This is a genomic window from Bartonella sp. OT172YNZD, from assembly GCF_042193725.1.
Classification (GTDB): Bacteria; Pseudomonadota; Alphaproteobacteria; order Rhizobiales; family Rhizobiaceae; genus Bartonella; species Bartonella grahamii_A.
Genome location: NZ_JBHILZ010000001.1, coordinates 53,029 through 65,735 on the forward strand (window position 1 = coordinate 53,029; position 12,707 = coordinate 65,735).

Genomic DNA, 12,707 nt, shown 5'->3' on the forward strand with positions numbered 1-12,707 from the left:
TTTTTTCTTTTAGACGACTTTTGCGGCATGATAAGCTGCAAGCATTGCAATATTGACAACATCTGTATCGTTTCCGCTAAACGGTACAATTTGGACAGATTTTTCCAATCCAATTAAAATAGGACCCATGATGGTTGCTCCACCAAGTTCTTGTAACATTTTACTTGCAATGGAAGACGCGTGATATCCAGGCATAACCAAAATGTTAGCGGACTCTGTTAATCCCATAAATGGATATTGCTGCATCAATTTGGAATTGAGTGCTACATCAGCACTCATTTCTCCATCAAACTCAAAATCAACCTTGCGTTCATGCAAAATATTAATCGCATCCTGAATTTGTTGTGTGATCTGCCCTTTCATATAGCCAAACGTAGAAAATGCTAAAAATGCTACCCGTGGTTGATATCCAAATCCACGTACAAACGAAGCGGTTTGTTCCGCTATATCCGCAAGTTCTTCAGCATTAGGATTTTCATAAACAGCTGTATCCGTAATAAACACAGTTCGTCCACGGCAAATGGCCATTGAGATACCAATCAATCGTTCTTTTGGTTTTTCATCAATTGCACGACGTATATCGATCAGCGCTGTTTCATAATTGCGTGTTACCCCTGTAACCATTGCATCAGCATCTCCTAGTGCCACCATACACGCAGCAAAATAATTGCGATCATTATTGATACGTCGATGACAATCACGCAACAGCCAGCCTTGACGCTGCATCTTTTTATAAAGATAATTCGCATAAGCATCTGTACGGCAAGAAAGCTTAGCATTCATAATAGAAATACCTTCACGCTCCAGATCAATTCCAGCGATAACAGCCGCTTCTCTTACTTGCTCTTCACGACCAACCAAAATCGCTTGTCCTAATTTTTGATGAACATAGGAAACGGCTGCCCGCATAACTTGCTCTTCTTCACCTTCGGCAAAAACAATTTGCTTTGGCGCTTGACGAACATGGTTATAAACCCCACGCATCATCGAAGAAGTAGGATCACGTCTCGCATTCAAATCGCGCTCATAGGCCTCTAAATCATCTATGTTCTTTTGCGCAACACCGCTTTCCATTGCTGCTTTTGCTACCGCTATTGAAACAACGGTCAATAAACGCGGATCAAAAGGAACAGGGATGATATAATTAGGACCAAATTTTAATCGCTTTCCACGATAAGCTTCTGCAACGCTGTCAGGCACTTCTTCATGCGCTAAATTGGCAAGAGCCTTTGCCGCAGCAATCTTCATTTCTTCATTAATAACTCTTGCACGCACATCAAGCGCACCACGAAATATATAAGGAAAGCAGAGCACATTATTAATCTGATTTGGATAATCAGAACGTCCTGTTGCGACAATGACATCATGACGCACTTGCATAACCTCTTCCGGCGTAATTTCTGGATCGGGATTAGCCATAGCAAAAATGATCGGCTGAGGTGCCATGGATCTTACCATTTCAGGAGTAAGAGCACCTTTAGCAGAAACCCCAAAAAATATATCTGCACCTTCCATTGCTTCCATAAGCGTACGTTTATCTGTTTGAATAGCATGCGCAGATTTCCACTGATTCATTCCCTCTTTGCGACCTTCATAGACCACACCCTTTGTATCACATAATATGATATTTTCTGAACGAAAGCCCATCGCTTTAATCAGTTCAATACAAGCAATCCCTGCAGAACCAGCACCATTACAGACTAACCGCGTATTTTGCATATCGCGCCCTGTTAAAGTCAAAGCATTGAGAACACCAGCAGCAACAATAATTGCTGTACCATGTTGATCGTCGTGAAAAACAGGTATATTCATTACCTCGCGTAGGCGGCTTTCAATCATAAAGCACTCTGGCGCCTTAATGTCTTCAAGATTAATTCCACCAAAAGAAGGTTCTAAATGACGCACCAAATTGATAAAACTTTCTGTATCGTTTATATTAATTTCTAAATCAATGGAATCAATATCAGCAAAACGCTTAAACAGCACTGCTTTGCCTTCCATAACCGGCTTAGAGGCAAGAGCACCTAAGTTACCTAACCCTAAAATAGCTGTACCATTTGAAATAACAGCAACAAGATTGCCTTTTGCTGTATAATCATAAGCTAGTGCTGGATTTTGAGCAATTGCCTTAACTGGAACTGCAACACCTGGTGAATAAGCAAGTGCTAAATCATGCTGTGTTGCCATAGACTTTGTTGCAACAATCTCAAGCTTTCCTGGTCGACCACGACTATGAAAATCTAGAGCTTCTCGTTCGCTCGCACTGTAAACAGTTTGAGATATTTTATGATCCTGCTCACTCTCTTTCATCTCACTTTATTTTCTCCAAAAACAATGTAAATTTTGCTTGATAATGCATATAGTCATTAAATTTGATTCATATATTAGAAATCGCTATTCTTGCCTTAGCAAATCTGATGATGCGTTGCAATTTAGAGATAAATAGATATTGAAGTAAACAAAAAAGAGTAAGAACTTCACTTAAAGAAAACAAGCCTCGTACAAATGGATAAAAAAAACAACCATAAAAATAATTTAATTCCACAGCCGGCCTCCTCATCTGCTTCCCCTCAAGAACGTCTGACACCTATGATGGAGCAGTACATAGAAATCAAAGCCGTCCATCATGATTCCCTTCTCTTTTACCGAATGGGAGATTTTTATGAATTATTTTTTAATGATGCGATTGAAGCTGCTCAGGCTTTAGGAATCACACTCACAGCACGCGGAAAACATTTAGGACAAGATATTCCTATGTGCGGTGTTCCCGTTCATGCTGCTGATGATTATTTACAAAAACTGATTGCTTGTGGTTACCGAGTTGCTGTTTGTGAACAAATAGAAGATCCCGCTGAAGCAAAAAAACGTGGCTCAAAATCTGTTGTTCGGCGTGATGTTGTTCGCCTTGTAACACCTGGAACGATAACAGAAGAAAAACTCCTTGATCCAACACGCGCAAATTATTTGATGACACTTTCCCGTATAAAAACTAGCGATGGAGAAGAATTTGCTCTTTCTTGGATTGATATCTCAACAGGTATATTTCGTGTAATAGAAAGCCGCCAAGAAAAACTTTTAGCAGATATTATGCGTGTGGATCCACAAGAAATCATTGTTGCTGATTCATTTTTTCATGATAAATCTCACAAATCACTTTTTAATGTTCTTGATCGTATCGTTTCACCTCAACCTGCTTGTCTCTTTGATGCACTGACCGCTGAACGCGATATTTGCAATTATTTTAAACTCTCAACTCTTGAAGGCGTTGCCGATTATTCACGTTCCGAACTCTCTGCAATTGTAGCTGCTATTCGTTATATCGAAAAAACACAAATCACGCATCGTCCTCCCCTCATGCAGCCTGAGCGCCAAAATGAAAGTGCGACTCTTTTTATTGATGCCGCAACCAGATTAAGCCTTGAACTTATTCGTACAACATCAGGTCAACGGGATGGAAGTTTATTAAAAGCTATTGATCGCACTGTAACCGGAGGAGGATCACGCCTTCTTATCGATCGCCTTATTGCTCCCCTCACTACTCCTTCAGCTATTGATACGCGTTTGGATTCTATCGATTTTTTTCTACGTAATCCTTCTCTTGCAGAAGCGATAAAGCTTATTTTAAAAGGGGGACCAGATATGCCCCGCGCCGTTTCACGTTTGGCTCTTGGACGAGGAGGTCCCCGTGATATAGCGACAATCCAGCGCGGCTTTGGAATCATTCGTGAATTACATCAACTTCTTAATAATGAGCTTCTACCTCAAGAAATAAGTGATGTACAACAAGTGTTCTCAAACTTACCCACAGCGTTATACTTTCATTTAGAACAAGCATTAGCTGATGATCTCCCACTCCTTAAACGTGATGGTGGTTTTATTCGTTCCAATTATCATAAAGAGCTTGATGAAATGCGTGCTTTACGTGATGAATCGCGCCGTGTCATTGCTGAACTTCAAGCGCAATATGCTCAAGAAACAGATATTAAGACGCTTAAAATAAAGCATAATAATATTCTAGGTTATTTCATTGAAGTAACCAGTACACAAGCATCTGCTCTTACAAATAATCCACAAGCTAAAGCACGTTTTATTCATCGGCAAACAATGGCAAACGCTATGCGTTTTACAACAACAGAGCTTGCTGACCTTGAAAGCCGTATTGCCCATGCTGCCAATCACGCATTGACACTTGAACTAGAGATTTTTGATATTCTCGTTCAGGAAATTACCGAACAAGTTGATTTTATTCGTAAAGCCTCTGAAGCACTTGCTATTTTAGATGTCTCTGTCGCCTTAGCATATCTTGCTGAAGAACAAGGATATTGCCGCCCTAAAATTGATCTTTCACTTACCTTTCATATCACAGCAGGACGCCATCCTGTCGTCGAGCAAGCACTCCGCAAACAAGCAGCTGAACCTTTTATTGCCAATAATTGTGATCTCTCTGTGCAAGAAAATCAGCAATATGCAGCAATCTGGCTGTTGACAGGGCCTAATATGGGAGGAAAATCAACTTTTTTGCGGCAAAATGCTCTCATTGCTATTATGGCGCAAATGGGATCCTTCGTTCCAGCAACTTCAGCACATATTGGTGTCGTTGATCGCCTGTTTAGTCGTGTCGGGGCTTCCGATGATCTGGCACGGGGACGCTCAACCTTTATGATGGAAATGGTTGAAACAGCAACGATTCTCAATCATGCTAGCCACCATTCCCTTGTTATTCTAGATGAAATAGGACGTGGGACATCAACCTTTGATGGACTTTCTATTGCCTGGGCTGCTGTTGAATATCTCCATGAAGTTAACCATTGTCGTGCTATTCTGGCTACCCATTTTCATGAAATGACTGCTCTTACCGAAAAACTTGACAGACTGCATAATGTAACCATGAAAGTCAAAAATTGGGATGGTGATGTAGTTTTTCTTCATGAGGTCACACCAGGAGCTGCTGACCGTTCCTATGGTGTACAAGTCGCAAAGCTTGCTGGACTTCCCCCAACCGTTATTACACGAGCAACAGATGTACTCCATCAATTAGAACAAGGTGAAATGGCTGGAAAAGGACATAAACTCATTGATGATTTACCACTCTTTTCTCTTAAAGCAACATCTCCCGTCAATGAAGCAAGAAACAAACATTGTGTACTTCACGAAGCTTTAAAAAATATCCATCCCGATGAACTCTCTCCTAAACAAGCTTTAGAAGCAATTTACCACCTCAAAAAGCTTGAAAAGAGTAACCCTTTATAGAAAAAAGATGTTATTTTTTATTAAAAAGCTTCCTTAATAGAAGAAAGTATCCCTTTTTGATATGCCACAGCACAAACTTTTGTTTACCGTATTCCCATCGCTTTTCTACACAATATATTTTGATAAGTGTAATGCATATAGAAGCAAAATCCTATGCATTTATATTTCATATTTCCTTAAATCAATATTGGCTCTTATACACAAAATTGGTCAATATCAACTATTTTTACAAGATAGTCGTTTTTTGTAAAGATTGTCATGAAATCTCCTCCACCTTGCAAATATGTAATATTTAATGAATTATGCTTTTTCACGATCAATATTATCGTTATCATAGCAACAGTTTTAGTTTAAAGCTGTCAGTGTTTGGATATCACCTCATTTTATATAATAAATTCATGGATAATGGGTCTCACATTTTCTTCACATTTTAAGTTATAAAGAGCTCTTTTACTGTTTTCATATGAAGCATATAATCAGATATATCACAGTAGCATTTTATTTTCCTAAACATCATTTGAACTCCTTTCTGCACCTCAAAGGATAAAGATTTTCATTCGAAGTCTGCAAACAGACTAGATTCTAACAGACGTACCTTGACTTCCTAGTCATCTGATTCACTTAAACTCAAAGCTTGACAAACAAGTCTAAGAATATTCACACACACTAAAAAACACTTAATATATTAAGAAGGATGCCGTACATTAAAGCCCTAAATGACAGTATTTTACGGTACAACAAGATAATGCCACCAATACAATAAATATCTTTCATAAATATGAGAACAGGAAATCGTAATTTCGTATAAAACTGGAATATGATATGAAAAATAATCATATCATATTTATCTTTATCTATCTTACATAGTTGCTACAATAAACAATCCGCAGCAGCTTTTAGTTATATTGATAGCTTTTTAATCATACTTATTATGACTTGAAATATTCTGATAAGTTCATAAACTCATAAAATAATTAGCTTAGAATATCGTGCAAAAGGTGCAAAAAACAGAATACTATCTCTCTTTTTAAGATACTTCATTCATCTCATCAAATATTACGTACTGCACCCTTTGCAGCAGATGTGGTCATCGCTGCATAGGCTTTGAGAGCCTTTGAAATTTTACGCTGACGCTTCTCAATCGGTTGCCAAGCGCCTTTTCCTTTTGCTTTCATCTTAGCACGGCGCCGCTTCATCTCAACGTCATCCACAAACATATGAATTCTACGATTTGGAATATCAATTTCTATGATATCCCCCTCCTCCACTAACGCAATTTCTCCTCCTTCAGCAGCTTCTGGTGAAATATGTCCTATCGAGAGCCCTGAACTTCCCCCTGAAAAACGTCCATCCGTAACAAGTGCACAAACCTTGCCCAATCCTTTAGATTTGAGATAACTTGTTGGATAAAGCATTTCTTGCATTCCAGGTCCACCACGTGGACCTTCATAACGGATTAAAACGACTTCACCTGTTTTAATCTTATCAGTTAATATAGCTGAAACCGCTGAATCTTGGCTTTCAAAAATTCTTGTCGGACCTTTAAAAGTTAAAATTGATTGATCAACGCCTGCTGTTTTTACAATGCAGCCATCTTTTGCAAGATTTCCATAAAGAACTGCCAATCCTCCATCTTGTGAATATGCATGTTCTCTATCGCGAATCACACCTTTTTCACGATCAAGATCAAGGGTCTCATAGCGACAAGATTGGCTAAAAGCTGTCTGTGTTGGAATACCACCAGGAGCAGCACGATAAAATGCACGAACTGTTGGTTCATTAGTTTGTTTTACATCCCAATGGTAAAGAGCTTCTTGCATCGTTTTTGCGTGAACCGTATAAGTTGACGTATCAATGAGTCCCGCCGCATCCAGTTCGCCTAAAAGCCCCATAATACCACCAGCGCGATGAACATCTTCCATATGTACATTCGCAACAGCAGGAGCAACCTTACATAAAACCGGAACACGACGTGAAAGATGATCAATATCCGTCATGGTAAAATCCACCTCACATTCTTGCGCCGCGGCTAAAAGATGCAGTACTGTATTGGTTGATCCCCCCATGGCAATATCAACGGTCATTGCATTTTCAAAAGCCTTGCGTGAAGCAATAGAACGCGGCAAAACTGTTTCATCATCTTTTTCATAATAACGTTTAACCAATGCAACAATCTGTTTTCCAGCTTCTTCAAAAAGCATCCGTCGATCTGCATGTGTTGCTAACATTGATCCATTTCCGGGAAGCGAAAGCCCCAATGCTTCCGTTAAGCAATTCATGGAGTTGGCCGTAAACATTCCTGAACAAGAACCACATGTAGGACAAGCAGCACGCTCCATTTCAGCAACTTCTTCTTCTGAGTTCTGTTCTGAAGCCGCTGCAACCATGGCATCGACCAAATCAACTTTTAGATCTCGATCCTTCCATTTAATCTTACCTGCTTCCATAGGACCACCTGAAACAAAGATTGTCGGAATATTCAACCGTAAAGCAGCCATTAACATACCAGGCGTAATTTTGTCACAATTAGAAATACAGACAAGTGCATCCGCACAATGTGCATTAACCATATATTCTACAGAATCAGCAATAATTTCACGTGAGGGCAAAGAATAGAGCATTCCATCGTGCCCCATCGCAATTCCATCATCTACAGCAATGGTATTAAATTCTTTCGCAACACCACCGGCAACTGCTATCTGTTGTGCGACTAATTGCCCAAGATCTTTTAAATGGACATGCCCTGGTACAAATTGTGTAAAAGAATTCGCAATCGCAATAATGGGTTTACCAAAATCTGTATCTTTCATCCCTGTTGCACGCCAAAGCCCGCGGGCTCCTGCCATATTACGCCCGTGTGTCGATACTCTTGAACGGTAAGAAGGCATTGTTTTTTCCCCTCAAATAATTCCATTTTTCTTGTTGTGCTGTAACTTCATTATAAAAACAAGAGCTTTAATATTCAAAAGAGAAAAATATCTTGTTGAAGCAGTTGAAGCACAAAGTTAAAAACTCTGCATAAACTTTTTCGTAAAGCTTTTGTTTTTTTATTACCTGTTAATCAACATCTAATCCCTGTGCAATTCCACGTTTGAGACAAATATCAAAACGTTTCAATGTGGTACGAACTGTTCCAGATTTTTATATGCCAGATTGGGTCAATATTTTGGTCAATATATTGTATCTATCTGTTTGCGTAACTTCCGGAACAAGAAGACAGCCTAATTTGGAAAGAATATAAAGGCATCATGGTCAAAATCTATCATCTCCTTACAATTCAGCTTTACATTTTTCAAAAGCATTCATAGCAATATCTTTTAAATAATGATGACGCATTATCTCATGCTTTTGTTTTTACACTCTTCAATGGAGTTACTACCCTCAGGAAGAACAGAACACCCCAAACAAAATACATTTGTATAGCCTTCATATACTCATTTTAAAGAAACATCTTTCAATGCACTCGAGCCCATTCCACGATAGCGCCCATGAATGGTATAACAGCCCCCGTGAATAATATAAATCTATAGAGGACATCTTCACACTTATGAAGAAGCAAACTGACACCATCATACATTTTTCTTATCCCCAATATTGCGAACGTCCTTGGTAAGTAAGACAATTCACAAGACATATTTTTATCCCTTTCTTCAAGTGTCTTTTATCCACACAACTCTCCCTGCTTATGACATACAAGTAAATGACTTTAATTGTTGCAATATAAGAGGATCTCACATGAGAGAACCTTACGATATTCAGGACTCTCATTCCAGTTGTAAAAAATTAATTATGAACATAAATCAATACTTATCTGATTATAACTCACATTACACCCTTTACGAAAAAACAGATAGAATTTATTAAAGAGTACAGCTTCTTCTCGTAAGGTAATCTAGTGCAGAGTTACAATTTGTAGTTCATGCTCATTAGCTCCAGCAAGGGCGATAGAACGCTCATCGGATAAAATGATAGGATAACCTGTTTCACCAAAGAGAGCCCATATCGTAATGCCTGGAGTCATTGGTGGAAGATCTGGAAAGTTTTTAGCCAGATCATCTGTACAAACTTTTTTTAAATAGGCAATCTGTCCTGCATCAGAGTAGGATGTGTTCTGAAACGACAAGTTTTGTTTATGTTCTCCCATTTCACTGTTCCTTTACGCCTTAACTTTTATGACTCACCACTACTGACTTTAATTGGAATCTGTTTTACTTCTTTTTTTAATTTCGGTTGATACAGACTAATTGATAAAAGACCATTTTTCAACTCTGCATTTGTAACATGCATCCCTTCCGCGAGAACAAAGGTTCTCTGGAATTGCCGCGCAGCTATACCACGATATAAATATTGATGATTTTGGTTGTCTGTTTGTTTACCATGAATAACCAATTGATTATCATCGAGCAAAATATTAAGATGGTTAATCTTAAATCCAGCAACAGCCAAAGTTATCCGGATATGATTTGCATCATCATTTTTATGCAAACGTTCAATGTTATAGGCTGGGTAAGCCTCATCAGCTTTACCGATACGTTGCAATATTTTTTCTACGGTTTCAAACCCTAAAAGAAAGGGATTGGAGAAAGGTGTCACATGTGTCATTCATGAGTATCCTCTTTAAAACGGCTTTACTTAACCAAACTCTATAAAAGTGTTCGCTGCATTCCTCTCATATGGCGAGCGTGAATAATAACTTCAAGAGAAAAGATTTAAGAGTGTTCAATGCCTCAAAGTACCATAAAATTGTCAAAAGTGCGAAATTTATCTGGTATATTATATAATGAAAATGAAATTGCAGAAATATTTCGCCGTTTTTCTGTGCAACGCCCAGCGCCTAAGAGTGATCTTATCTATATAAATACTTTTACACTTTTAGTTGCCGTTGTGCTTTCGGCTCAAGCGACAGATGGAAGCGTTAATAAAGCGACAAAAGAATTATTTTGCCTTGCTGATCAACCGGAAAAAATGGTTGCATTAGGAGAAGAAGAAATAGCAAATCATATCCGTTCAATTGGCCTTTGGCGTGCAAAAGCACGTAATGTTTATGCGCTTTGCAACTGTTTAATTGATTATTATGGCGGTCAAGTACCCGATACGCGTGAAGCACTCATGGCCCTTCCTGGAGTGGGGCGCAAAACCGCTAATGTGGTCTTGAATGTTGCTTTTGGTCAGCCTACATTGGCAGTAGATACACATATTTTTCGCTTAAGCAATCGTCTTGGTTTGGCGCCTGGCAAAACACCAGAAATTGTTGAGAAAAAATTATTAAAGATTATACCGGTTCATTATATTCGCCATGCGCATCATTGGCTGATTTTACATGGTCGCTATATTTGTCAAGCCCGTAAACCACAATGTACGCAATGCATTATTGCCGATTTATGTAAAGCAGCCATCAAAACAAATGCAATTCCAGCACCTTTGGTTGAGCTTCAAGGCAATGGAGCGCCGATTTTTTTGTAATACGGTCTTGCTATTTTGTGTATACTAGCTTATGAAAACGTCTTTAAGAGCCGCCCGGCAGGGCATGCCGTGGCTGTTTAAATGCTTGTTCAAGCGTTGGTCCGCTTGAGTGAATAAAATGTTTGATTGAATAAATTAATGTACGGAGTAGCAAAATGCCCAAGATGAAGACCAAATCATCCGCTAAAAAGCGGTTTAAAATCACTGCGTCAGGCAAAATTAAAGTAGCAGCTGCCGGTAAGCGCCACGGCATGATTAAGCGTTCGAATAAATTTATTCGCGATGCACGTGGAACAATGGTTTTGTGTGAACAAGATGCTAAAAAAGTCATTCAGCATTATTTGCCGAATGGTATTTAAACCTTACGCTTTTGATTTTGAGGAGATTATAATATGGCTCGTGTGAAAAGAGGTGTGACAGCACACGCTAAGCACAAAAAAGTTCTTAAACAGGCTGAAGGTTTTTACGGTCGTCGTAAAAATACCATTCGTGCAGCTAAAGCAGCGGTTGATCGTTCAAAGCAATACGCTTATCGTGATCGCAAAAATAGGAAACGTACTTTCCGTGCTTTGTGGATTCAGAGAATTAATGCGGCTGTTCGCGCAGAAGGTTTAACTTATGGACGTTTTATTGATGGCTTATCAAAAGCCGGTATTGAGGTTGATCGTAAGGTTCTTTCAGATATAGCAATCCATGAGGCAGAAGCATTTTCTGCTTTAGTAGCTTCGGCAAAAAAAGCTTTAGAATATTTAAAAGATACGACACCTAATGCTTTCGAAGGCGCTGTCAAATAAGCCAGTCGTGTTCTCTTAAAGCATTCATTTATTCGAGGTCCCGTGCTGGCTGTTGCGAGTGCGGGTTTTTTCATTAAAAAAATAGGCAAAAATATGAACGATATTGAGCGTCTGGAACAAGAAATTTGTTTAGCCTTAGAGGCAGCGGATGATGAACAGGCACTTGAAGCAGTGCGTATTGCAGCATTGGGTAAAAAAGGTATAATTTCTGAAAAATTAAAAGCATTAGGGAAGATGGATGCTAGCGAGCGCCATAAAGTTGGACCAGTTCTTAATGGATTAAAAAATCGCATTTTAGAATTATGGGCACAAAAGCGTGATCTTCTGAAAAGACAGGCAATAGATGCCCGTCTTTCTCGTGAAACAGTTGATGTTACCTTGCCTGTTCGCTCTTCACCTATAGAACGGGGACGCATTCATCCTATTTCACAAGTGATTGAGGAAATTATTGCCATTTATACAAAGTTGGGTTTTTCTCTTGCAGAGGGACCTGATATTGAAACAGATTATTATAATTTTACGGCATTGAATTTTCCTGAAGGGCATCCAGCGCGTGAAATGCATGATACCTTCTTTTTTGATGTTGATAAAATGGGAGAACGAAAATTATTGCGAACCCATACATCACCCGTACAAATTCGTACACTAGAAAAACAAAAAGCACCGATACGAATCATTATTCCTGGAAAAACTTACCGCATGGATTCGGATGCAACACATTCTCCCATGTTTCATCAGGTAGAAGGTCTTGTTATCGATAAAACCTCCACCATTGCCCATATGATGTGGCTACATGAAACCTTTTGTAAAGAATTTTTTGAAGTTCCTTCTGTAAAAATGCGTTTTCGTCCCTCTTTTTTCCCTTTTACCGAACCATCTATGGAAGTGGATATTCAATGTGATCGTTCTGGTTCAGAAGTAAAGTTCGGAGAAGGACAGGATTGGTTGGAAATTTTAGGATGCGGAATGGTGCATCCCCAGGTTTTGAAAAATGTTGGTTTAGATCCCGATGAATATCAAGGTTTTGCATGGGGCATGGGCATTGATCGTGTTGCCATGTTGAAATACGGTATGCCTGATTTGCGGGCTTTTTTTGATGCTGACCTGCGTTGGTTAGACCATTATGGCTTTCGTTGCTTTGATATGCCTGCTTTTTTTCCTAATAAAAACGTGTGATCTTAGTCATCGCTTTCATGTGAG

General features: G+C 39.1%; 9 protein-coding genes. 5 read left to right on the forward strand and 4 right to left on the reverse strand.

Annotated elements, in window-relative coordinates; all coding sequences use genetic code 11:
- Positions 1–9 precede the first annotated feature (9 nt).
- Complete coding sequence (locus ACFIJS_RS00235) at positions 10–2,310, reverse strand: NADP-dependent malic enzyme (RefSeq protein WP_375648721.1); 2,301 nt, start codon at positions 2,308–2,310, stop codon at positions 10–12.
- A gap of 195 nt (positions 2,311–2,505) precedes the next feature.
- Between ACFIJS_RS00235 and mutS the strand changes: the two genes are divergently transcribed.
- Positions 2,506–5,250 (forward strand): DNA mismatch repair protein MutS, encoded by a 2,745-nt coding sequence (gene mutS, locus ACFIJS_RS00240; protein ID WP_375648723.1) that lies wholly within the window; start codon positions 2,506–2,508, stop codon positions 5,248–5,250.
- 1,049 nt (positions 5,251–6,299) lie between these two features.
- Here mutS and ilvD read toward each other — a convergent pair.
- The 3 genes from ilvD to ACFIJS_RS00255 form a co-directional block, all read right to left on the reverse strand.
- On the reverse strand, positions 6,300–8,138 hold the full coding sequence (ilvD, locus tag ACFIJS_RS00245) for a dihydroxy-acid dehydratase (protein WP_375648725.1): 1,839 nt from the start codon (positions 8,136–8,138) through the stop codon (positions 6,300–6,302).
- A gap of 1,004 nt (positions 8,139–9,142) precedes the next feature.
- On the reverse strand, positions 9,143–9,394 hold the full coding sequence (locus ACFIJS_RS00250) for a DUF1150 domain-containing protein (RefSeq protein WP_012754519.1): 252 nt from the start codon (positions 9,392–9,394) through the stop codon (positions 9,143–9,145).
- Between the two features lie 26 nt (positions 9,395–9,420).
- Positions 9,421–9,852, reverse strand: coding sequence for an Hsp20 family protein (locus tag ACFIJS_RS00255; RefSeq protein WP_375648727.1), 432 nt, complete (start codon positions 9,850–9,852; stop codon positions 9,421–9,423).
- A 120-nt stretch (positions 9,853–9,972) separates the two neighbouring features.
- On the opposite strand from ACFIJS_RS00255, the gene nth reads away from it, so the two are divergent.
- The 4 genes from nth (at position 9,973) to pheS (ending at position 12,683) form a co-directional block, all read left to right on the forward strand.
- Positions 9,973–10,713, forward strand: a complete 741-nt coding sequence (gene nth, locus ACFIJS_RS00260; RefSeq protein ID WP_375648729.1) for an endonuclease III — start codon at positions 9,973–9,975, stop codon at positions 10,711–10,713.
- Between the two features lie 155 nt (positions 10,714–10,868).
- On the forward strand, positions 10,869–11,072 hold the full coding sequence (rpmI, locus tag ACFIJS_RS00265) for a 50S ribosomal protein L35 (RefSeq protein WP_183193590.1): 204 nt from the start codon (positions 10,869–10,871) through the stop codon (positions 11,070–11,072).
- Between the two features lie 33 nt (positions 11,073–11,105).
- Positions 11,106–11,507: a 50S ribosomal protein L20 gene (gene rplT, locus ACFIJS_RS00270; protein ID WP_012754515.1), complete on the forward strand. Its 402-nt coding sequence runs from the start codon at positions 11,106–11,108 to the stop codon at positions 11,505–11,507.
- Between the two features lie 93 nt (positions 11,508–11,600).
- Positions 11,601–12,683, forward strand: coding sequence for a phenylalanine--tRNA ligase subunit alpha (pheS, locus tag ACFIJS_RS00275; RefSeq protein WP_375648731.1), 1,083 nt, complete (start codon positions 11,601–11,603; stop codon positions 12,681–12,683).
- Positions 12,684–12,707 lie beyond the last annotated feature (24 nt).